We start from the raw sequence: 25,677 nt of genomic DNA, 5'->3' as shown, positions 1-25,677 counted from the left end.
TTAAATGATTTGCAGACATACGAGCCCCATCGAAATTTGGATTTAAGGGATGTAAATTTTTTTTCCTTTACTCCACTTCTACACTTTTTAATTCATTTCTTCCAAAGAAAACAGGAAAATACATCTGCTCAATCTTCGCCGGATTGAGGTTGTAAATCCCTGTATACCGCGGAGACAATTCTACATCAAACGTATATTTGCCGGGGATCATCTTTTCGCAGAATATACTCACTCTGTCGCGAAAATACTCGCGATGAACTTCTGGGTTTCGCCAAAAACTCTGTGGTTTTTCTGCATAAGAACAGCCCGCCGGAACCGGCACCTCAACCATCATAAATTCTGATAATTTTTTCACCTCGACTTCTACCCGAAGGGTAACGGGTTTGCCTGCTTCCAGCTGCCCGAGCGTATCACCGGCTGCCAGAAAATAACTGCTGACCGTAAAATCGCCCGACACCGCCTCCGGCTCCTGGTTCCAGTATGTCTGGAACGCGCTGAAATAAACGGGTGTCGTGCCTGTTTTTTCGACTGACAGTTGCTGGCCGGGTTCAAGCCGGGTCTCGTAGGGAAATTTTGTAACCTCAGCTTCAACTGCTCCGCTCAGCACAAGCCGGGGCACGCTGATCGCCTGATGTTCTGCCATCACTTCGGGCAAAATCGTTTCCAGTATTGACGACGAAGTGTAGGTATTGACCCAATAGCCGTCCTGCTTCTGCTCAAAAAGGTAGTTTCTGATCTTGCGCAGGCGTGTATCTTCTCCCCCATTTGCACGAAGGATTCGGTACGCTGTAAGGGTCGCAGTGTAGTTGTTGTAAAATGGGTGATACCCGTCAAAACCCCAGTACAGGTTTCCAAAAAGGGTTTCTTTCTGCTGGGCATACAGGGTGTCGGGGGAATAGGGCAACCCTAAGGTCTGCTTGAGTTCGATGAGTTGAAATTGCCCGATCTGATCCAGCGTAGTATCGCGGCTGAGGCTGTCTGTGCGGAGTAAAAAATCTATTTTCCCGCCCAATTTATGCAGGAGAAACAAGTTTTGAATCTGGTAGCCGGGTGGCAGATATTTTCCCTCCAGCTGATACACCAGTTCTCCGATTGCTGCCTGCCGGTTAAACTTCACCGGATAACCTGCGGCTTCAGCGGCCAGCAGGGCTTCCAGCACGTGGCGGCTGATCCATGGGGTATAGCTGCCATTCTTCCACCATCCCCAAAGTCCCTCACTATCCTGGCTTTCCTCTAGTTTGTCAATCAGTTGCCTGATTTCTTTGTCTATGTCAAGTTTTTCGCCCAGCAGCTCCCGTACTTTGGCTTCCATGAGGAGGGACTTGATTTTGGAGGCGAGTTGTTCGTTGCATAGATAGCGGTATTTGTGAATCCGCTCCATTTCGCCGAGTAGCACCCGCAGGGGACTCGCCTGTGCGCGAATCGTAAGCCCGGTCATTGGGGCTTCGGAAATCAGGGTAAAACTGGTGTCCCGATCCAGACTGACAAACATTCCATCTGTCTCTTCTGTGCCTCTGGGGAAAAGCGGAATGGTGCGTTTTTCTCCGTCGAAATAGCCATTTTCCCGCTGCATGCTGTAGGTAATGCTGAGGCTGTCATGATCGGGGGCAACAAGCATAAGTGTATCAAAAACCGAAGTAATAAGCTGTGCCTGGCGTGTTACGGCCTCGTTTTCTTCCACCTGAAAATTTGTAGTAACAGTAACCGTGTCGGGGGTATAATTGAGTACTTTACCAATCACAAAGGTGGTGTCTCCCTCCACAAGAAAACGGGGAAGTGAAAGCTGGGCCATCAGGTTTTTGTAGGCTTTGATTTCGCCCTGCCCTTGTCCGCTCTGCCTGTTTGGCCCCATTGCGAGCGCGAAGGTTTTCCATTTTGTCACATCGTCAGGGAAGGTAGTGGTAAATGTAGCCCTGCCATCGCGGCCTGTCAGCAGATTGGGTTGCCAGAAAGCATGGTCGCGGAAGTTGCGCCGCAAAGTGTTGCCGGCATCGCCGGACTGGTAGGTTTCTTTATCCGCCACGGCCTCATCACCCGGAAGGGCAGCCGGATCAGCGGCATCGACCGACTGGGAGCGAATGTCAGTAAGTGGGGTTACCTGTACCCCTGCAACTTTTCCGGCAAGTTGTTGGGTGGAAGAGACTGTAATGACACTTGATGCAAGGTTTGCTTTTCGCACAACACCATATCCTACAACCACAACTTCTTCCAGCATCGTTACTTCTTCCTCCATACTGATTGTCAGCTCGCCTATACCTGAAACCGGAATTTCCTGGGAAGCAAAACCAATATATGAAATGCTCAGCACGGCATCCTGCGGACCATACAATTCAAAATATCCGTCCTGATCAGTAAATGTTCCAAAGGAAGTGCCTTTGATAATCACAGACGCGCCCGGCAGTGGTTCTCCCGTTTGTTCGTCTGTCACCCGCCCTGAAATCAGGTGTGTAAACGCAGCCTGTGGAGGCAGGGCAATCAGACCCGGGCGATATATCTTGTTAATCTCAATCTTTTGCGTTTCGAGGATTTTTTTGCTGCGAATGCGGTCATTCACCTGCTTTAATAATTGGGTGCTGAAATTACTGGCAGGTTCAATGTCGGGGTTCGATTCGCGGTAATAATTCAGCCCGTTGACGCGAACTTTCAGGTTGCGGATGCGGAAAAAGCTGCTGTCACTTCGCAATCCGACGAGAAGATATTCGCCTGCTTTCAACTGGTGAAAGAGTCTCTCATTTCCCGGATAAATACGGATAAAATCGGGATCATTTACCTCAAATAGTATCTGCTGCACAAGGGAATCCATTCGCCCGGTTTCCACCTGCAACCGCCCGTATCCGTTGGTTGTGGCTGTCGGCTCATCGTATATATGCTGATAGTAGTATGCCCGGTCTGATTTCGCTACGGTGTAATCCCATAAAGCCATAATCTCTGCTTCTGTCAAAAGGCTATCGGTAAACACCGGAGGCTTATGGGTTTCGGGCAGTTGCCGCGTGATCCGGCCCTGCATATTGACACTGCGCATTTTGATTCGGCGTGGGCCAAATTCGTAGTCATAATCTGGCTCAAATACTTCTGTAAATTTCTCCGAAGTAGCCTGTTCTATATACTGAAACTCGCGGGGATAAAACGGGCCAAAGACCTGATTCCCGTACCCGTAAACCTGTGGCTGGGAAAGCTGATAACGCCCGTCTTGTGCGATGGCCATCTGTGTATCATTGGTGGCGCGTCTGACCGGCATCAGCATACGGCTGAGCATGGAAATTTCCGTTGGCACCAGTTTGCTTCCGGTAAAGCTCACGTTTGCCCGTGGGTTAAATGGCTGGGCCTCTGTACTGAATATGAGTTTTTGCCCGGGCAAAAGTTGTACGCTGTCTATTTGCACCGTGTATTCTGCCGTTCTCAGGCGGAGGTTGTGATAGCCGGGGTTTGCCGCAAAAGTATAGCGGGTAAGTGCCGTTACACCGCTGAAATAGACCATTTTTTCATCTATAAAGATCATGTGTACATCCAGTAGTTTTCCATTTTTCACGACAAATGGAACCAACTGCGACGCGCTGTCTTTGGCAGGGAGTGAATAACTGTAAAATCCATTCTCCGGATACAGAAACTGAAACCAGGCAATGCTGTCAAGTCCCGCAAGTTCATTCCACCGGGTATAGTCCAGATCGAGACTGTATTGATCAGGGCCGTTGAGGGCATCCTTTTCTGCAAAGCTGTGAAGCATTTTCCGCCCGGGATAGGTTTTGCTGAAGTCAGGTACTGTAGGTGCGCCGGCGTTTTTAAATTTGCTGGTAATGCCCCATGCTGTGAGGTCGGCAAAAGGAACAGGCGCTCCATCCACATCCGTAACGCGCAGGCTTATGGCTGTCTTCTGTCCGGGATAAATCGTCGCCGGCTGCTCAAAGTTTACGGTCAGGGCTTTGTCTGCAAAACTGACTTTATATTCCGCATCTTTTACTTCTCCGGCCCAGATATATTGAAGGGAAATAAAATAATTCTGACTCCGGGTGGCGGGCATAGCCAGTTTCCACGTCGTGCCTGTTCCCTGCGTGATCCGCTGGTTTTTTCGGTAAAGGGCATACCAGAAAGAAAGGTTACGCGGATTATCGACCTGTACAAACAGCGAATCTGGCGTGCGGTAGGCAAAGCAGGAAAGCGAAGGGGGTTCTTCTGATACATTCAGCCTGGCGGTCAGATTGTCAGTTTTCAACACATACTGAAATATGTAGGGATTGACAGGCAGGCGGAGCGGAAGTGATACCTTCGATTTCAGAAGGGTATCTCCATCCGCAGAAAAGGCATATAGCTTCCCGCTGGAAGGATTCGATTTTCCCCGGATCAGGTAGTCGCCTTTCAGTGTATCTGCGGCGAGTGTGAGGGCGAGTTTTACGGGTTCGTTGAGGTAGCGGATTCTTCGCTTTTCTTCATGGCGTTCGTTGGAAGCATTGGTAAATACCGCGACTGTTTCATAGGTAAGGTTTGCCCCGGGCAATAAACTGTCGGGCAGAATGATTTTGGTTTCTCCTACAGGATCGAGCCGCTGTTGATAGGTCCAAAGCGTATCGGCCAGGAAAAGGCTGTCAACAGTAATATGGTCGATATATTTGGGAAAAACATACAGATCCATATCTGCATCGAGCAGATTGAGGTCATTGGCATCATAACCCCGCGCATAAAAGGCCATGGGAAAACCGGGGCTGTGTTGTTCCAACTCACTGCGAAATACATAATTTGTTTCGTGCAACTCGTAGTCCTCAAACTGAAACTGCCCGGAAATCACTGCTCTCCAGGGCTGTTTATTGAGTCCCACGCGATAGGACTGATCGAGCGTCAGTTTCAGGCTGTCGTGGAGTACAAATTCGAAGATATAAACGCCTTTACGTGTCGGCGTAATTGTCTCCAGTGTTTTGTTGATGCTGCTACTGTAACCAGGACCTTGCAGTACCACATCCAGCGGACGGCTGAACGGTCTGCCTTTGGGACTGGCGATCCATGCCTTAAAACGAACAGTATCTCCGGGCCGGTAAACCGGCTGGCTGAATACCATATACCCTGTTTTTATCCCCTTATCGCGGCGGAAGTCGGGATCAAAAATCGCCACCACTTTGCGAATCCAGCCGTAGGGATTCCGCCACCGGATCGTACGGATAATGGCTTTAATGGGCAGCCAGACAAAGCGTACCGGTGTGTAGTAAATCGCGTACAGGTGCAGTCGTTTGATTGAAAAGGACCGGTCTCCCTTTCCGGTATGGTCAATGCGGAAAAAGCTGGTATGTCCCCCATATTCTACACTTAACAGGCCTTCTTTATGGGTTTTGCCTATCTGATAACGCTGTATGGAAGCGGAAAACGGAACTACACGGCGATGCAGCAATACCCGTGCATCTTTCACCGGAGTTCCGACAGAGTCATGGATAATCAGCCCAAAATCCTGTTTGTTGTTGACCAGTTGAATGTCCAGCCGGTCTTCGGAATACAATTCCACCTTCAATTCTGCATCCTGGACATGTGCAAACAGGTAATGTCCGACAGGCATCGGGCGCTTATAATGACCTGAATCGGTAGGAAACGAATCAATTGCAGTATGAAAAAAGGATTCATCTACTTGCTGAATTCCCTCTTTGTAGAGGTTGTGCGCTTCCTCATTATCAAGCCGGAAGATATAAGTCATATAGCTCGTATGGCGGCTGTGAATGAGATCCTGTGCAGCAGAAAACGCAAAAGAAAACAGCAGACCTATCAGCAGGGGAAAACGTAGGTTCATAATGGGGCCGTTGATATTGGAAAAAACAACTCTTCCTGAAGACTATCCAGAATGCCTTTTTCCATAAATTATCTATCTTATCATGCTTCCCAAGCAAGCTACACAAATAGATGATGATGAGAACCTTTTTCCCAGAATAAGAAATAGCACGCGGATGACGCTGATTGGGCAGATGTTCGCTGAGATGGAAAAAAGAACGAAGGAGTTGTTTCCGAATGATTTTGAATAGATTGTGGTGTAGAAAACTGGAAAATTGATGTTTTTTGAAGAGATTGCGGGGAAGGGGTAATATAAAATCAACCTATGAACCAATCCGTACACAATAGACTCATATCCTTTATCTGGTCCATAGCGGACGATTGTCTTAGAGACGTATATGTAAGAGGGAAATACAGAGACGTTATTCTGCCCATGGTAGTTTTGAGAAGATTAGATGCTTTGCTAGAACCTACCAAAGAAGCCGTTTTGGAAGAACTCGCTTTCCAACGTGATGAAGCGGGCTTTACCGAATGGGACGAAGCGGGCCTGCGCGATGCAAGTGGCTATGTATTTTACAATACCAGCGAATGGACTTTGCAAAGACTATGTGAAACTGCTACCAACAGCCAGCAAATTTTGCAGGCCAACTTTGAAGAATATCTCAATGGCTTTAGCCAAAACGTGAAGGAAATTATTGAGAAATTTAAGCTCAAAAGTCAGATCCGGCACATGGCTTCAAAAGATGTGCTTCTCGATGTCCTTGAAAAATTCACTTCTCCGCACATCAACCTCACTCCTTTTGAAAAAGAAGACCCCGACGGAAGAAAACAACCCCCTCTTTCCAATCTCGGAATGGGGTATGTCTTTGAAGAGCTTATCCGAAAATTCAACGAAGAAAACAACGAAGAAGCGGGAGAACACTTTACGCCCCGTGAAGTAATTGATCTGATGACCCATATTGTGTTTGACCCGATCAAAGATCAATTGCCGCCGGTGATGACCATCTACGACCCAGCTTGTGGTTCGGGTGGCATGCTGACTGAATCGCAGAATTTCATCAAAGACGAAGAAGGCGAAATCCGTGCTAAGGGTGATGTGTATTTATACGGCAAGGAAATCAATGACGAAACCTACGCCATTTGCAAATCGGATATGATGATTAAGGGCAACAACCCTGAAAATATCCGCGTGGGTTCTACCCTTTCCACCGATGAGTTTTCCGGTCACAATTTCGACTTCATGCTCTCCAATCCACCCTATGGCAAGTCCTGGAGCAGCGAAGTAAAATACATCAAAGACGGCAACAGCATCATTGACCCTCGTTTTGTGGTTACCCTAAAAGATTATTGGGATAATGCAGAAGAAGCGGATGCTACCCCTCGTTCGTCTGACGGGCAATTGCTCTTCCTGATGGAGATGGTCAATAAAATGAAGCCCCTCCACCAAAGCCCACTGGGTTCGCGTATTGCCTCGGTACACAATGGTTCCAGCCTGTTTACGGGTGATGCCGGGGGTGGGGAAAGCAATATCAGAAGATACATCATTGAAAATGATTGGCTGGACTGCATCATCCAGCTCCCCAACAACCTGTTTTATAATACAGGTATTACTACGTATATCTGGCTATTGCATAACAATAAAGAAACTAAGCGTAAAGGCAAAGTATTGCTCATTGATGCTTCCCAACGTTTTGCCAAACTGCGCAAAAACCTGGGTAATAAAAACTGTGAATTGAGCCCACAGCATATCAAAGAAATCCAGGATGCGTATCTGAATTTTGAAACAATTGAGCGGCAAGGCGAAGACGGCCTGGCCGCCATAGTATTTAACAACAGTGATTTTGGTTATTATAAAGTAACCATTGACCGACCGGCGAGACTGAAAGCGCAGTTTACTGCCGAACGTATTGCGGATCTTCGATTCGATAAAACACTCAAAGAACCGATGCAATGGGCCTGGGAAACCTTTGGCGAAAAGGTGTATTCAGACCTGAAGTCTATTGAAAAAGCACTCCTGGAATGGTGCGAGAAAAACGACATCGATCTGAACGCCAAAAAGCGCAAAACCCTCACGTCTGCTGCTACATGGAAAAAACAAAAAGAAATATTAAACACTGCCACAAAACTGATGGAAACCATTGGCAACCAGGAATACAGCGATTTTAATGTGTTTGCCAAATGGGTGGATGATGAACTCAAAGCGAGTAAATCCAAACTTTCTGCCAGTGAAAAAAATGCCATCCTGCAAGCTGTGAGCTGGTATGATGAAAGTGCTGAAAAGGTGATCAAAAAAACCCAAAAGCTCAGTGGTGAGAAACTTGACCAACTCCTGTTTCACCTCGATTGTACGGTGGCGCAATTGCCTGACTTTGGATACTACCCCAGCGGAAACAGGGACGAATACATCATTTACGAAAACCAAACCGACCTCCGCGACAGTGAAAGCGTGCCGCTGGAAGAAAGCATCTACGATTATTTCCTGCGCGAGGTAAAACCCCACGTGCCCGAAGCCTGGATCGACCTCGACAAAACCAAAATCGGTTATGAAATCAGCTTCAATAAATACTTCTACCAGCATAAGCCCCTGCGGAGTATAGAGGAAGTCAGCGCCGAAATCCTGGCGCTGGACAAAGAAAGCGATGGACTGATTATGGATATTTTAAACCTGGCATAATGGAAACAGCAAAGGCAGCGAAATTTTCGAGGTACCCGGCTTACAAGGATTCCGGCGTAGAATAGCTTTTTTAATGGTTAATTGTTAATGGTCAATTGTTAATGATGATGCAGTTTAAAAAATATGATCGATATAAAGACTCCGGCGTAGAATGGCTCGGAGAGATTCCTGAGGGGTGGCAACTATTATCTAATAAGTATGTTTTTAACCTAAAAAAAAATCAGGTAGGCAAAAAGTCTTCGGATTATGTTTTATTGTCTTTGACTTTAAAGGGTGTCATTCAGCGTGTCTTAGAAGACGGAGGGAAATTTCCAGCTGAGTTTGATACTTACCAAGAAGTTAAAATAGGAGATTTTATTTTTTGCCTTTTTGACGTTGAAGAAACACCAAGGTGTGTTGGACTGTCTGATTATGATGGTATGATTACAGGTGCATATACTGTAATGGAGGTCAATCCAAATTTCGATAAAAGGTATTTGTATTACTTTTTTTTGAATCTTGATTCTGATAAAAGACTGAGACCTCTTTATACTGGGCTTAGAAACACAATATCGAAAGACAATTTCTTTAGTTTCAAAACTTTTATCCCCCCCCTCCCCGAGCAAACCGCCATCGCCAACTTCCTCGACGACAAAACCGCCAAAATAGACCAGGCCATCACCCAAAAAGAAAAACTCATCGCCCTGCTCAAAGAACGCAAACAGATCCTCATCCAAAATGCCGTAACGGGGAAATGGTCAATGGTGAATGGTCAATGGTCAATGACTCCCAAAGAAAAACTCAAAGACTCAGGCGTGGAATGGATTGGGGAGATTCCGGTGGGATGGGAGGTGAAGAGGTTGAAGAATTTCGTCTTTATCCAATCGGGCTTAACGCTTGGGAAATCTTATGGAAAGAAAAAATTAGTATCAATCCCGTATTTAAGGGTTGCTAATGTCCAAGACGGATACTTTTCCCTAAACCAAATTTCGGAAGTTGAAATTCCTGAAGTTGAAATTCCTCGATACTTACTAAAACTAGGAGATATTTTGGTAACGGAAGGAGGCGATATTGACAAACTTGGAAGAGGTACAATATGGAATAGTGAAATAGATCCATGCATTCACCAAAACCATATATTCTCAGTTCGGTTGATTTCACCTGGTATTTCGACAAAATTTATCTCTATTGTTTTTGGTGCTGATTACGGGAGGAAGTATTTCACTCATACAGCAAATAAGACCACCAATTTAGCTTCTACCAACAGTACAAAACTTGGAAACTTCCCCATTGCACTTCCCCCTTTACTTACCCAACACGCCATCGTCGCCCACATCGAAACCCAATCCACCAAAATCGACCAGGCCATCACCCTCCAGCAGACCCAGATCGAAAAACTCAAGGAATACAAAGCCACGCTGATCGATAGTGCGGTGACGGGGAAAATAAAAGTGTCTGAACTATGATTTTTGTATGCACCCCTATGATTTTTGCAATTAAATGATTTTTTTGATTCCGCAAAGGATACGATAAAACAGAAAAATCAGTGCAATCTCTAAATCAAATACATCAAAATCCAGACAATGAGTGTTAGCAAAACCAATGAAGCCGCGCTCGAAGCTGCCATAGAAAAAGCCTTAACCGGCACTTGCCTGGAAGAAATACAATCCGCTGGAAAGACCATGCCGGAAACCCTGGTGATGGGTGAGCCTGTCGCACCTTACCGCTCGGGCAACGGGTATTACATCGGCAATCCCAATGACTTCAATCCCAAATACGCCATAGACGAAACGCGCTTCTGGCATTTTCTTGAAACGACTCAAGCAGAAGAACTCGAAAAACTCAAGCGATCATCCGACTGGAAACTCAAAATTCTGGAACGTTATGACCGCATGGTCAAAAAATACGGTGTGCTCCGTGTCCTCCGCAAAGGACTGGAAGTCGAAGATGCCCATTTTACCATGCTCTACCAATTGCCCATGGCCAGCAGCAGCCAGACGGTAAAAGACAATTTTGAGAAAAACGAGTTCAGCGTCACCCGTCAGGTTCGCTACAACCAGGAAAATACCCGCGAAAGCATCGACATGGTGGTATTTGTCAATGGGTTGGCCATCGTTACGCTCGAACTCAAAAACCCATGGACAGGGCAAACTGCCAGGGCACATGGCATAAAACAATACCAAAAAGACCGGAATATACAGCAACCACTGCTCAATTTTGGGCGCTGTATTGTGCATTTTGCCGTAGATACCGATGAGGTATATATGTGCACAAAACTGACGGGTGCCAACTCCTTCTTCCTGCCATTCAACAAAGGACACAACAAGGGCAAAGGCAATCCGCCCAACCCTTTTGGTCATAAGACAGATTATCTTTGGAGAGAAGTATTCAGCCGTAAAAGCCTGACAAATATCATCCAGCACTTTGTGCGGTTTGACGGCAAACCCACAGATGTCTTAAACAAGCGCACCTTATTTTTCCCACGTTACCACCAAATAGATGTGGTGCGTAAAATATTGAGCCATGCTTCGCAAAAAGGAGTAGGACATACCTATTTGATTCAGCACTCTGCCGGTTCGGGCAAATCCAACTCTATTACCTGGGCGGCCTATCAACTCATAGAAACCTATCCCGAAAGCGAAGATCTTCCCGGTTCCAAAGGCATTCAGCATCCGTTGTTTGATTCGGTAATTGTGGTAACAGATAGAAGATTGCTGGACAAACAACTACGCGAGAACATTAAGGAATTTTCAGAAGTCAAGAATATTGTCGCCCCGGCTTTTTCCTCCAAAGAATTAAAAGACAGCCTGGAGCAGCAAAAGAAGATCATCATTACCACCATTCAAAAGTTTCCTTTTATTGTAGACGGCATTGCCGATTTAAGTGATAAGCGATTTGCCGTAATTATTGATGAAGCCCACAGTTCGCAAAGCGGATCAGCTTCAGACAATATGAATAAGGCCATGGGTACGAGCGCAAATGAAGAAGAGGAAGAAGATGCACAAGACAAAATTCTGAAAGCCATGAAAGCCCGAAAAATGAAGGGCAATGCCTCATACCTGGCATTTACAGCCACACCCAAAAATGCTACCCTGGAGCGTTTTGGCATTAAACAGGAAGATGGTTCTTTCAAACCTTTCCATCTCTACTCCATGAAGCAGGCCATTGAAGAAGGTTTTATTCTGGATGTACTGGCCAACTACACCACCTACAAAAGCTATTATGAAATAGAAAAGTCCATAGAAGACAATCCGCTTTTTGACACCAGAAAAGCGCAGAAAAAATTGCGGGCTTATGTCGAGCGGGATAAACGCACCATTGCCACCAAAGCTGAGATCATGATGGAGCATTTTATCCGCAATGTGTACAACACCAAAAAACTCAAAGGCTTAGCCAAAGGCATGGTGGTGACACAAAACATCGAGTCGGCCATTCGCTACTATTTGGCGATCAAAAACATTTTAAAGGATAAAGGCAATCCGTTTAAAATCGCCATTGCATTTTCAGGCAAAAAGGCGGTCGATGGCGTGGAATACACCGAAGGAGATTTAAACGGTTTCGCAGAAAAAGACACCAGAGACAAATTTGATTCAGACGATTACCGTTTATTGGTGGTGGCAAACAAATACCTGACCGGGTTTGACCAGCCCAAACTTTGCACCATGTATGTGGACAAAAAACTGCAAGGCGTATTGGCGGTGCAGGCATTGAGCCGGTTGAACCGCGCAGCCGATAAACTGGGTAAGAAAACAGAAGACCTGTTCGTTTTGGACTTCTTTAATCAAGTAGAAGACATAAAAGCTTCCTTTGACCCATTCTATACATCAACCACCCTTAGCCGGGAAACAGACATCAATGTATTGCATGAACTGAAAGGAATACTGGATGACGTGGGCGTTTACGAATGGACTGAAGTAGAAACCTTCGTAGAAAAGTACTTTGAAGGAGTAGATGCGCAATTATTGAGTCCTCTTATTGATGTTGCAGCCAACAGATTCAACCATGAGTTAAATCTGGAAGATGATGAAAAAGCAGACTTTAAGATTAAGGCCAAACAATTTGTAAAAATCTATGGTCAAATGGCATCTATCATGAAGTATGAAAAAATAGAATGGGAAAAACTATTCTGGTTTTTAAAATTCCTTATTCCAAAACTGGTTGTTAAAACGAAAGAAGATGAATTGATTGACGAATTATTGGAATCGGTGGATCTATCCACTTACGGATTGGAACGCACCAAACTCAACCATTCGATTGCGTTAGATGATTCAGAAACAGAATTAGAGCCCCAAAATCCCAACCCCAGAGGTGCGCATGGCGGCGGGGAAGAAGTTGATCCGTTGGATGAAATTATCAGGACATTTAATGAAAGGTTTTACTCAGGCTGGGATGAAACCCCTGAAGAGTCGCGAATCAGGACAATCTCTTTTTTCAGAAATGTAACCCAGCATAAGGATTATGAATCAAAAGTGAAAAATAATTCGGACATGCAGAACAGCGAGATAGCTTTGAAAAAAATCATGGACGAAGTGTTTTTGGCAAAAAGAAAAGCCAATGTCGAAGAATACAAAAAGTGGGTAACTGACGAAGCGTATAAAATAGGCATGATTGAATTGATGAAGCGCATGATTGATATTCCGAATTTAGGGAGATAGGATAATCTATCATGGTGTTGGAAGATTGGGGTTTTTTTTTTTGGGGGGGGGATTGGTGGACTCTAAAGGAATGGGATACGCAATATTGCTGATGGATGCTGTGCTAAAATGATAAAAAATACAAACAGAAATGCTTACAAAGCTTTATCTTTCAAATTATCGATGCTATGAAATCCATGAAATTGAATTTTCCGATACAACAGTAATCGTAGGGAAAAACAATGCAGGAAAATCAACATTGATTGAAGCATTAAGACTGGTTTCAATTGTAACTGATAAATATAAAAATGCAGTTTATAAATCAGCTCCTCCTTGGACTGGGCTTGGCAAAATAGAAAAAGGCATTAGACCATCTATAGGAAGACTAGAGTTCTCTTTTGATCAAATCATTAATCAATATGGAGACCCTCCTGCCATTATTAACGCTTTTTTTAAGGATAGTTCTCAAATAAAAATCTTTATCAATATTGATGGAGAGCTTTTTTGTCAAATAATTGATTCTAATGGCAAACCTGTGAATTCTTCAATATTGGCTAAGGAAACTCAAATTCATAAAATCAACATCCTCCCACAGATATCCCCTCTACAGATAGCAGAAAAGCCGTTGGATAAAGATTATGTTAATGCCAACTTGTTCTCAAGCTTAGCTTCAAGGCATTTTAGAAATCAATTAAGCTATCTAAATGAATATTTTAATCTCTTTCAGGCTCTCGCAGAATCATCATGGCCTTCATTAAGAATCGTAAATTTCATAAAAGGTGTGAAATCATTTAATGAGGTAAACCCTGAATTAATAGTTCAGGAAGGTGGCTTTTCAACTGAAGTGGGAAGAATGGGTCATGGGCTACAAATGTGGCTGCAAACAATCTGGTTTCTTGCGAGGACCCCACAGACTTCAACAATAGTGCTTGATGAACCAGATGTTTATATGCACGCTGATCTTCAAAGGAAATTAATCAGAATTTTGAAAGGGAACTTTTATCAGGTCATTACAGCGACTCATTCAATAGAAATTATGTCAGAAGTTGATTACCACAATATTTTGGTAATTGACAGAAGAAAGGAAAAGTCATTTTTGGCTTCAGATTTCCCTACAATCCAAAAAGTTATATACAATGATATTGGATCAATTCATAACTTAGAACTAGCCCGCCTTTGGTCAGCAAAAAAAATGCTGATGGTTGAGGGAGATGACATAAATCTCCTTAAAAAATTCCAAAACAAATTATTCCCAAAGTCTGAGGAACCTTTGGATAACATTCCCAACATGGATATCGGAGGATGGGGAGGTTGGCCTTACGCTATCGGCTCGAAAATGGTCCTAAAAAATGCCGCTGATGAGACGATCAAAGTTTTCTGCATCTTTGATTCAGATTACCACATTAAACCAGATATCGAAAATAGATATGAAGAAGCAGGAAAAAAGGGTATTGAAATACATATTTGGGAAAAAAAGGAAATCGAAAATTATTTTTTAGTTCCTTCTGTCATTCTTAGGGCTTTAAGAAAGAAGAATGATTCGATTTTAATTACTCGAGAGATCCTAGAAAGTAAACTGAATGAAATTGCTGAAAATATGAAGCAGGAAATTGAAGACAATTTTGCCTCAGAAGTAGGCAAATTTTATCGAAGACAGAATAAAATTCATGATTTTATCGATGATAAGTATCTTAACTATGAAACAAAGAATATTAACGTTCTTGCGAGAAAAATTGTTGAGAAAAAGTGGTCGGCCCCATTAAGTGTTGTACCAGGTAAAAAGGTTTTAAAAGAACTAAATAAGTGGTTGAGTTCTGAATATAAAGTAAATACTAACATAACAGAAATTGGAAATAATTTTAAGGTTGAAGAAATCGACCCTGAAATGGCAAATGTTTTATCAGCAATTGAAAAGGGGAAATCATTAAAATAAATTAGCTCAGTAAAGCTAGGCTTGCGAACAACAACATCCTAACCCAAATAAGTTAAACCCGAAGAACCCCAATTTACAGGCGTTGGCATTAGGACACAAATCAAAATGTCGGCGCAATTGGTGTGTAGTTTCTCCGAAGATGCAGTATTACTCATGAGTGCGAAAAACGTTTCTCCGTTGGAGAAACCGGGCAGCGCGTTACGGCGCAAAACCTTGGGCAAACCAGAGGGGCGGCCATCGAGGCTACAAACATTTGACCTCTCCGAGGTCTTGCCTGTCGGCAAAACCCTGCACTTAGGGCATTCTAGGCACTTTTCTGGCTAGGCCGGGACTCCGGAGGAGTCGAATGTACCTGAGGCATCTTCGATTTGTAGCCAAGAGGCCCATTTTTCCCTTTTTTCAGGAGTTGCGCCGCAGCGCGCGTAAGTACAAAAAACTCCAATAGCCAACATCTAACAGCCAATAGCCAAACTCCCGATACCCCAGAATTTTGGTTTGCGGCTTTGGCATTAAGCGCTACATCACCCCCTCCTCACCACCTGCAGCCCGTCAAGCCTGATGCGTGCATTGCTGATGAGGGCAGTCAGGCTTGCCTGCTCCTCGGTGGCAATCTGGATTTCTTCGGGGCGGATGTGTTTGTTTTTTTGCTGGAGGGTCTTAAGCCGCCCGATTTCGTGGTTGAGGGTGGCGCGCATTCTTTGTAGCCCTCGTGTGATTTCCTCCGCAGCCAGTGCTTCCGCCAACTCTGCGGCGACGGTGATCATATTCGGAAGTATGGTCTCCATTATGGTGTCATTGTCGAGCAAGTCGTCCATCGGACTGGCGATCAGCTGCTGATCAAATAACTCAACCGGATATTCGTCGGTTACGTCTTCGCCGTCATGATCTACCACAACTCTCAGCGGGGTATGGGGTAAAAACCGGTCCACATGAAGGTTTTGTCCGCCCATGGTTTCCAATACAAACATTGCTTCCAACAGAAAGGCCCTTCCTCCTTTTCCCCGAAGAATCCCATAACTGGCACTCCCGGTTCCCGAACCTAATACCATGTCTATCGCTCCCGTTACCATCGGATGATCCCAGCTGAGAAAACTTACCTCTTCCCGGGCCAGGGCGCGTTTCCGGTCAAAGGTGATCGAAATGCCTTCCTCCGGAATCGACGGAAATGCCTCAGCATCTGCCTGTGATGGGTGCAACAGATAGGTCCGCGCCGCCAGGTCTTCCATTTCGACGCTAAAATGCTCGAAAACCTCAGTCATATAGGTCTCCAGACTCATATCCTGATCTTCTGCCCGAATCTGTTCCACGAGCTTTTCGGCGGCTTTCGGACGAAAGGAATTCATCTCCAGCAGCCGGTCTCTTCCGTTTGCCAAAGTGGCGATGAGCGACTGATGGAAAACCGCCGTGTCGGCGATCAGGGTTTCGAGTTGCGCGCCGGCATCGGGCGATGAGAGGGATTGGGAGATATTTTGCAGCCGTTCGCCAAATACCTGCACAATTTGGTTTCCTCCCTCCAGATTTTTTTCAAAGGCATTCAGTCCTTCGTGGTACCACCTGACCAGTACTTCCTCCGGACTTCCCGTGAGGTAAGGAACGTGTATCTCTATATCTTCAGACTGCCCAATGCGGTCAAGTCGCCCGATCCGCTGCTCCAGCAACTCCGGATGGGCAGGCAAATCAAACAGCACGAGGTGGTGCGCAAACTGGAAGTTCCGCCCCTCACTCCCGATTTCGGAGCAAAGGAGCAATCGAGCACCGTTTGACTCGGAAAACCAGGCTGCATTCCTGTCGCGTTGTACAATGGTGAGTTCTTCGTGAAAAACACCGACCTTCAGGCTGGCGCGTTTGCGCAGTGCTTCCTCCAATTCGAGGACCTTCTCCTTACTCTTGCAAATGAGCAGCACTTTCGCAGGGTCGAGCGTTTCCATTTCCCGGATCAGCCAGTCAACTTTGGGTTCATCTGTATCCGCAGCCGGAAGCGGAATCAGCCGGGCCTTCCGCCTGGGAAAACCCTGCATCGCCGATCGGGTATTGCGAAATATCACACGGCCTGGTCCGTGCTGGTCGAGCAAATCTTCAATGAGGTTATTCCGGGAAAAATCGTCGCCCTCAAGGGCAGATGCCATCCGTTCTTTTCCAACAAGGGATTCCAGGAGTTTTTTATCCGGGGCGGGAAGTTGTTTTCCGGCAGAAAGCCCTTCGACAATATCTGCGATCTTTTTATGGTCCAGAGCCTCATTTTTAAAAGTCTCAAAGTCGGGGTATCTGTCAGGGTCGAGCAATCTCAGCCGGGCAAAATGACTTTCCAGCCCCAGTTGTTCGGGGGTTGCAGTCAGGAGCAATAATACTTTTGCCACTTTGCTCAACTGATCCACCACGTCGTATTCCGGACTTGTTTTTTCCACCGACCATTCGAGGTGATGAGCTTCGTCTACGATGAGCATGTCCCAGTTGGCTGCCAGCGCCTGCCGTGCCCGAAGGTCCGAACCAGCCAAAAATACTGTACTGCAAATGATGAGCTGATTGGCCAGGAATGGATTTCCATCTGGTGCACCAGCTTCAACGGAAGCACAACGGGCCTCATCGAAGATGTGAAACCACAGATTAAACCGGCGGAGGATTTCGATAAACCACTGGTGAACCAGCGACTCGGGAACGAGAATCAATACCCGTGAAATTCGCCCGCTCAGGAGCAGCCGGTGGAGAATGAGGCAGGCCTCTATGGTTTTCCCAAGCCCCACCTCGTCCGACAACAGGACGCGAGGCGCATAACGTGTACTTACCTGGTGGGCGATGTAAAGCTGGTGGGGAATAAGATCGATACGGCCACCGACAAATCCGCTGACAGGCGAGATTCTCCGGTTATGATCGTATTGAAGGGTTCTTCTGCGAAGGGCAAACAATGCGGGAGTATCCACATCCCCCATAAAAAGGCGATCATCTACGCCGTGTTTGACAGAAACATCGCCAAGGTCAGCTTCAGACAAGTTCCGCCCCGATCCGATATAGATGAGCAGGTTTCCATCCTGCTTTACTCTTTCAATCAGCAGCGGGCGCTTATGGGTATCCACAACGGTATCTCCGGGTTTAAAAATCACCCTGCGAAGGGGGGCGGTTTCTTCGGAATACAGCCTGGTCGCATCGGCAGCCGGAAAATAAATTTCTACCCGGCCTTTGGTTATTTTGGAGACCACCCCTACACCGAGTTCGGGCTCTCCCTCACTGGTCCATCGTTGGTCTGGAAAGAAGATTCCCATATAGCGTTGTTTTTTGCAATCACGAAGGAAAAGAAACTAGCTGAGAGAACAAAATCCATTGTAAGAATGGCGATTTTTGGAGACATTGCCGCCGCAGGTAGTTACCTGCTGTGATAAAACAACAGCCCTTGGAGAAAACTCAGCTTTCTGCTTATCCCGATTCCAAAAAACACTACGAAATATTGGACGGGCTTCGCGGCGTGGCCGCTATTATGGTGGTGATCTTCCATCTCCTGGAGGCGCATGCCACCAGCCATCTCGATCAAATCATCAACCACGGTTATCTGGCAGTAGATTTTTTCTACCTCCTTTCCGGTTTTGTGATTGCCTATGCCTATGACGATCGATGGGGTAAAATGTCGATCAAAGACTTCTTTATACGCCGCCTCATCAGACTGCATCCGATGATTATTCTGGGTATGGTGGTAGGGGCAGTTGCGTTTTATTTTCAGGCAGGCAGCCTCTGGCCGCGAATCAGCGAAGTGCCCGTATGGAATATGCTGCTCGTCATGTTATTGGGTTTTACCCTGTTGCCGCTCCCCATATCCATGGACATCAGAGGCTGGGCAGAAATGCACCCGCTCGACGGCCCTGCCTGGTCGCTTTTCTTTGAGTACATCGCCAATATTCTCTATGCATTTTTTCTCCGGAGACTTTCCAATAAAGTGCTGGCTGTGCTGGTTTTTATCGCCGGTGCGATGTTGATACATCTTGCCGTCGCCGGTCCCAACGGGGATGTCGTAGGTGGCTGGGCACTGGAGCCAACCCAACTCCGTATCGGTTTTATAAGGATGTTGTATCCATTTCTGGCGGGAATGTTTTTATTTCGTGTGGCGACATTATCAAACATCAGATATGCCTTTCTCCTGAGCAGTGTGTTGGTTGTCGCTGTGCTGACCATACCCCGAATCGGTGGGAGCGAACATCTGTGGATGAACGGGCTTTACGATTCGCTGAGCATCATCTTGCTTTTTCCGCTGATAGTATATGTGGGCGCAAGCGGAGAGGTGAAGGGAAAGTTTGCGACCAGATTATGCCGGTTTTTGGGAGATATTTCCTATCCGATATACATCACCCACTACCCGTTGATATACACCTACACAGCCTGGGTGTATGAGGGAAAGGTTTCTATACCTGATGCAATGCCGGTTGCGGTAGTTGTTTTGCTCTCTTCCATAGTTCTTGCCTACGCCAGCCTGAAGCTATATGATGTTCCGCTGAGAAGCTGGATCAGCAGCCGTTTTTTGAAGAAATAAAAAAGGCCATACAAGCCAGAGGTGAAGCCTTTTTTCAGCGCTTTAACACCCCGGTCCTGTATGGCCCTGGTTATTTTTTTGCAAAGAATTAGCGTTTGGTGCTGTTCATACTGCAAGTCTCTCCTCCACCGGAGAAGTTGTAGGAATAATTGATGATCAGCAAATTGCCATTAATAGAACCGCTACCATTGACCGATACCGCAAATCCTGATGCAGTAATGTTCTGATTCGGAATGGTAACCGAAGATTGGCTGACAGTTGCGTTCACAGCTGCGCCCAGATCTCCCAGGTTGTTAATGATAATTGCATTATCCGCAGAAGCAGAAGCTACGATATTAATCTCAAAGGTATAGTTCCCGGAAGGACAGCTCTCAGAAACTGTGTACTGGCCAATAAACTTATCCCTTGAAGGAATACATGAGCCATCATCCTTTTTGGCATCTACATCATAGTTGTCAGAATTAGGATCTGTACATCCCTCAGTAGCACAACTTGTGGTAAATGTCATCATCATAGATAGCGACGAAATGAGGAGTAATGTGGAAAAAAATCTGGTTAATTTCATAGTATTTGTATTGGTTGAAAAGTTGGATCGAAGTTACTATATATCTAATCTCAAAAAAATATGCGGATGATTTTTTAGGCTGCGTTTTTAAATTTTGTCTTCTTTGACAAAGGGGCAATTGGTAATACAACGAATGGGATTAGTGCGCAGCGCGCAACGTTATCGTTTTACAGCCTTCGCCCCCAGCCAGCTTTCCCGGAATGCGCGGATTTCGGACGTAACTTCCTCACCCGAAACTTCAAAAGGCACCATCTCCCACTCCTGATCTTCTGTGAGGGTGATTGAAGCACTGCGAATTTTTTCTTTTCTCTGATAGATGATTGATACAACCTCACCGGGCTTATATTTCGCCAGTAGCTTCTCCAGTGCGGCTCTGTTTTTAAGCTTGCGGCCATCGAGACTCAGGATCACATCTTCGCGCTCAAGTCCGGCCTCATAGAGTGGGCTGTCTTTCATTGTACCATAGACTATTTTTGCTATTCCCCCTTCAAATGCAAATCCTTCAGGCCCAAGTGATGTTTTACCGGGATGTGCCTTGCGAAGCCGCAGTCCGGCGGAAGCCAGGAGAGCGGGGAAATCCGGCCGCTCGTGTCCAAAGACAAACTTGTTGAAAAATGATTCGGCAAATTCTTTGTCATTCAGCACTTCTGCCAGGGTTGCTACGATGTCGCGGTTGGTATAGGGCCTTTCCGTTTTTCCAAAGCGCAGCCACATTTCCTGCATAAGCTCGTCGAGCGTGTGGCCGGGATAATTGGAGCGAATATCCAGATCCAGTGCCAGTCCGGTAACCGCGCCATAGGGATAATAGGAGGTAAATGTATTGTAAAATGCCGTGGGGTCAACCGCCGTAGCGGCATCTGTAAACGGGGCCATTTGACTCATCTCTACGGGTGATGCCATATTTGCCCCCGGACTGTTAAGCACGTAGTTGAGGGAGCCATTGATCTTTTGGGCGAATGTCGAAAGGTCATACACACCCGCCCTGGCCAATGCCAATGGACCAAAATAGCTGGTAAACCCTTCGGCAAACCAGAGCTCCGCGCTCATATTGGGGCGTTCAAAATCAAAAGGTTCCAGCGACAGCGGTCGTATGCGTTCCACATTCCACGCATGGATAAACTCATGAGAAACTGTGCTTATCAAATCGCCTGTGAGCCCGGCGGGAGAAACTGCCGAAGTGATAATGGTCGAATTGCGGTGCTCCATCCCGTCACCGTCATTTCCCGCAAGGTAGTCTATCAAAAAGGTGTAATTATGATAGTCGAAGTCGGGCATTTCTCCGAATATGGCGATCACTTCCTCCACGGTTTTTTGAGTAGCGGCGTGCAGCTCCTCCAGATCAGAATCAGTCCCGCCATGATGCACCACAAGGCGAAAGCCGGCGTTTTTACCGGTCTTATCTTTCACCTTCCATTCACGGATGGCATAGTCGCTGAGTTCGGTCGGACTGTCCATAAAATACTGGAGGTCGCGGGCCGAATAAGTATGGGGAATGGATAAAGAAACGAGCTGCGTGGCAATTTTCCAGCCAGACGCATCCGGCAGATGAAAAGTGATGCTGATGGGTGTTTTCTCCATATTCCTCACCCACATAAAAGTAGCAGGCATATTGAGATGGGCATGGGACTCATCAATCTCCGAATAGGTTCCGTCGACCCAGTCGGCAAAGAGTGTATAGCTTATGCGAACCTGTTCCCCGTGTCGTTTCACTTCCCACATTTCCGGCTCTGTACGTGCGATTTCCAGCGGTTTTCCCTCACTATCCCAGGCGCGCACATTACTCACATTTTTCCCAAACTGATGGATGGCATACCGGCCCGGGGAAGAAAGACTCATACGCACCTGCAGCGGCCCTGCAGGCACTTCGCGGTAGGTGATAGATATTTCCGCTTCGTGATGTACCGCGTTGGGAAATGAAATGTCGTAGTGGATGCGCTCCTGCGCAAGTAGGAGTTGAAAGCCGGCCAGCCAGCAAAAGAGAAGGTATTTCATTGTAAGGCAGATAATGAAAGTATGGGTAAATGGCCCAAACCGCGTGCAAGGTAAATAGCCTGAACATAAGGGGCAAGAAAGTTGTAAACTTGGGTTTTACTATGTAGATTACTCTTTCAGGATTTAGATACTTTTCTGCCTCTCCCCGTACGAGCGAACAGAATACAAATATTAGTTAAGCTTGCTGGCAACTTAATTCCATCGCTCCATGAAATCAGGCACACCCCAGAAAAATAAGTCGCAAGACTTACCCAAATCGGAGAACTTGTTCCCGGTTGTAGGAATTGGTGCCTCGGCAGGTGGGTTGGATGCATTCAAACAGTTCCTTCAGGCGATTCCCGAAGATTCCGGAATGGCATATGTACTTGTGCAGCATCTGGATCCCGAACATGAAAGTTTACTAACGGATATCCTTCGAAAGGTCACGCTTGTTCCTGTTATGGAAATAACAGATGAGATTAAGGTAGAGCCAAATGCGATCTATGTTATCCCAAGGAACAAAATATTGGTGGCATCCAATGGCGTATTGAGAATCGCCCCCCGGCCTTCAAAAACCAAATACAAGCAGAACCTTCCTATTGACATCTTTTTCACATCGCTGGCAGAGGTCTATCAGTCACGTGCAATTGGCGTGGTACTCTCAGGGACAGCCTCTGATGGTACACTGGGCCTGAAGGCAATCAAAGATCATGGGGGAATCACTATTGCACAGGATGAAGAATCCGCAGCTTTTGATGGCATGCCTAATAGCGCCGTAGAGGCAGGAGTGGTTGACTTTATTCTTCGGCCCGATGAAATTCCGAAAAAATTACTGGAATTAACAAACGTCCTGAACACGCCGCTTGATGTTGAACAAAAACTGCCATTAGAAAACGAGGAAGCCTTCCGGCAGATTAATACTGTGTTGCGCATTCGGAAGGGAACAGATTTCACCTATTACAAACAAACTACGATCCGCAGAAGAGTACTCCGCAGAATCGCTATTGCCAAAACGAAATCGCCGTCCGAATACCTCACCTATTTGAGAGAGAATCCGCAGGAGCAGGATATTTTATACCAGGACCTGCTGATTCAGGTAACCTCATTCTTCCGCGACCCTAAAACTTTTGATAACCTATCTGAAACCATTATTCCGACTATCGTAAACAATCAACCCCTCAACGAGACGATTCGGATATGGGTAGCGGGATGCAGCACTGGCGAAGAAGCCTACTCTATTGCTATATGTTTTGCGGAGTTTTGGGAGAAACATACTTCCAACCGCCCCGAAAGAAGTGTACAAATATTTGCCACAGATTTGAGCGAATCGGCTATATCAAAAGCAAGAGCCGGTATTTACGACAAAATAGAACTGGCCGGATTAACTTCACAACGTATTCAGAATTTTTTTACAAAAACAAACAATACATACCTGATAAACAAGAAGATCAGAGACATGTGTGTATTTGCCAACCACAATTTTCTGAAAGACCCGCCTTTTGGAAAAATGAATTTAATCAGCTGTCGCAATGTTCTGATTTATATGGAGCCCTATTTGCAAAAAAAGGTGCTGACAACTTTTCACTATGCACTAAACCCCAGAGGAGTTTTATTGCTGGGCAAATCAGAAACGACGAGCGGGGTTCCCGACCTATTTACACCTTCCGTCAAAAATGACAAGATATATATCCGAAAAGATGTGCCGGGTAAGTTTATGCAGGTATTAAGTACAAAAACTGAGCATAATATTAGCAACCTGCCACTCGTGCAAAAAAAAGAAACTATGCGTTCCGACTTTCAAAAAATGGCTGACGACATTATACTTAGCAAATACACACCGCCAGGTGTGGTCGTCAATGAAGGACTTGATATTGTACAGTTTCGTGGCAGCACCAGCAATTATTTAGAACAGGCATCAGGCAAACCCAGTCATAACCTTCTGGTGATGGCAAAAAAGGGATTATCTTTTGAACTGCGAAATATTATAAATAAAGTAAAAAAGGGGAATGCCCAGGTTAAAAAAGAAAATATCCCTGTAGAAGTACATGGCATGATACACAATATTTCCATTGAAGCCATACCGCTGCAAAATACACTTGACCCGTATTATCTCATTCTGTTTCACGATTATGAATTAACTGATAAAAGCACACCTCCGAAAATCAAAAAGAAAGCTGCGGGGACATCAGAAAAAAATATTCAGGAAACACGCATACGACAATTGGAGCAGGAACTTGCACAAATACGTGAAGATATGCGCGGCATTACCGAAGACCAGGAAGCTGTCAACGAAGAACTGCAAAGCGCCAATGAAGAGCTACTGAGTGGCAACGAAGAATTGCAAAGCTTGAATGAAGAACTGGAAACCAGTAAAGAAGAACTGCAAAGTACCAATGAAGAGCTGACAGTTGTCAACCAGGAAATACTCGTATTAAATGGGCAATTAGATACAGAGAAAAATTATGCCCAATCCATCGTAGAAAACATTCGCGAGTCGCTCCTTGTCCTGGATAAAAATCTGAGAATAAAAACGGCGAATACCTCTTTTTATAAAACTTTTCGGGTAACCAGACAGGAAACCGAAGGTGTACTGATTTATCACCTGGGCAACAAACAATGGGATATCCCCCTATTGAGAACCCTCCTTGAAAAAATTCTGCCCGAAAAATCAGTTATTAATGATTTTGAAGTATCGCACACGTTCCCCAATATCGGCGCAATGGTTATGCTGCTGAATGCCCGTGAAGTAGTAAACAAACACAACTCCGAGACCCTTATTTTACTCTCAATCGAAGATATTACCGAAAAGAAACAACAACAACTGAAAGAAAGCAAATTTCAGGAAGTGCATACCAAAGAGCTGGAAGATAAAATACGACAACGAACGCTAGAATTGCGGGATGCCAATGAAGCGCTCCTGGCCAAGAATGTAGATCTGGTAAAAATGAACAAAGAGCTGGAGGCATTTGCCTATGTTTCCAGTCATGACATGAAAGAACCGCTGCGGAAAATCCAAACCTTCACAGGCAGAATACTTGAAAAAGAAAGCCAAAACTTATCCGATCATGGAAAAATCTATTTTCAGTTTGTACAGGATGCCGCCAGCCAAATGCAAACACTTATAGAAGATTTACTCTCCTTTTCCAGGCTGAACATCTCTGAAAGAAAATTTGAAATCACGGACCTTAACCTCATCATTGAAGAAGTAAAAGCCACATTCAAAGATATCATTGAAGAAAAACAAGCAACTTTTGAAGTCGGCAAACTCGATACGTTAAACATCATTGGATTTCAGTTCCGCCAGATCATGCATAATATCGTCGGCAATGCACTCAAATTTTCAAAACCCGACCTTCCCCCACACATCATCATCAATAGCAGAATAGTTAAAGGTGGTAAAGTAAAAAACGTGAAACTTTTCACTGAGAAAACCTACTGCCATATCTCCATTTCAGACAATGGCATCGGTTTTAAAAAAGAATTCAGCGAAAAGATCTTCGAAGTATTTCAAAAACTTCACAACAAAGAACAATATGCTGGTACAGGCATTGGCCTTGCCATAGTGAAAAAAATTGTGGAAAACCACAATGGAGTTATAACTGCCACAGGTAAGCTAAACATAGGAGCAACGTTTGATATTTTTATTCCAACAAGCTAACCATCATT

At 45.4% G+C, this 25,677-nt stretch carries 10 protein-coding genes; 6 read left to right on the top strand and 4 right to left on the bottom strand.

Features of this window, described 5'->3' with window-relative positions:
• Nucleotides 1-67: 67 nt before the first annotated feature.
• Entirely contained in the window at nt 68-5,764 is a 5,697-nt protein-coding gene (locus R3D00_02180; GenBank protein ID MEZ4771960.1) for a carboxypeptidase-like regulatory domain-containing protein, read from the bottom strand.
• 303 nt (nt 5,765-6,067) lie between these two features.
• Between R3D00_02180 and R3D00_02175 the strand changes: the two genes are divergently transcribed.
• The 4 genes from R3D00_02175 (at nt 6,068) to R3D00_02160 (ending at nt 14,962) form a co-directional block, all read left to right on the top strand.
• Nucleotides 6,068-8,416 carry a class I SAM-dependent DNA methyltransferase gene (locus R3D00_02175; GenBank protein MEZ4771959.1) on the top strand — a complete coding sequence of 783 codons (2,349 nt, stop codon included), beginning with the start codon at nt 6,068-6,070 and terminating at the stop codon, nt 8,414-8,416.
• A gap of 104 nt (nt 8,417-8,520) precedes the next feature.
• Nucleotides 8,521-9,861 carry a restriction endonuclease subunit S gene (locus R3D00_02170; protein MEZ4771958.1) on the top strand — a complete coding sequence of 447 codons (1,341 nt, stop codon included), beginning with the start codon at nt 8,521-8,523 and terminating at the stop codon, nt 9,859-9,861.
• A 117-nt stretch (nt 9,862-9,978) separates the two neighbouring features.
• Nucleotides 9,979-13,050 carry a type I restriction endonuclease subunit R gene (locus R3D00_02165; protein MEZ4771957.1) on the top strand — a complete coding sequence of 1,024 codons (3,072 nt, stop codon included), beginning with the start codon at nt 9,979-9,981 and terminating at the stop codon, nt 13,048-13,050.
• Between the two features lie 130 nt (nt 13,051-13,180).
• Nucleotides 13,181-14,962, top strand: coding sequence for an ATP-binding protein (locus tag R3D00_02160; GenBank protein ID MEZ4771956.1), 1,782 nt, complete (start codon nt 13,181-13,183; stop codon nt 14,960-14,962).
• 521 nt (nt 14,963-15,483) lie between these two features.
• Here the strand turns inward: R3D00_02160 and R3D00_02155 are convergent.
• Nucleotides 15,484-18,219, bottom strand: a complete 2,736-nt coding sequence (locus R3D00_02155; GenBank protein ID MEZ4771955.1) for an SNF2-related protein — start codon at nt 18,217-18,219, stop codon at nt 15,484-15,486.
• Between the two features lie 128 nt (nt 18,220-18,347).
• Between R3D00_02155 and R3D00_02150 the strand changes: the two genes are divergently transcribed.
• On the top strand, nt 18,348-19,475 hold the full coding sequence (locus R3D00_02150; protein MEZ4771954.1) for an acyltransferase: 1,128 nt from the start codon (nt 18,348-18,350) through the stop codon (nt 19,473-19,475).
• Nucleotides 19,476-19,563: 88 nt separating this feature from the next.
• On the opposite strand, the gene R3D00_02145 is transcribed toward R3D00_02150, so the two are convergent.
• Entirely contained in the window at nt 19,564-20,040 is a 477-nt protein-coding gene (locus tag R3D00_02145; protein MEZ4771953.1) for a hypothetical protein, read from the bottom strand.
• A gap of 159 nt (nt 20,041-20,199) precedes the next feature.
• Entirely contained in the window at nt 20,200-22,032 is a 1,833-nt protein-coding gene (locus R3D00_02140) for a PDZ domain-containing protein (GenBank protein ID MEZ4771952.1), read from the bottom strand.
• A gap of 208 nt (nt 22,033-22,240) precedes the next feature.
• On the opposite strand from R3D00_02140, the gene R3D00_02135 reads away from it, so the two are divergent.
• Nucleotides 22,241-25,669: a chemotaxis protein CheB gene (locus R3D00_02135; GenBank protein MEZ4771951.1), complete on the top strand. Its 3,429-nt coding sequence runs from the start codon at nt 22,241-22,243 to the stop codon at nt 25,667-25,669.
• Nucleotides 25,670-25,677: the final 8 nt, after the last annotated feature.

Source organism: Bacteroidia bacterium (assembly GCA_041391665.1).
Lineage (GTDB): Bacteria > Bacteroidota > Bacteroidia > J057 > J057 > JAGQVA01.
Note: the sequence above shows the minus strand (reverse complement) of the source record. Positions and strands in the feature narration are given on the sequence as shown.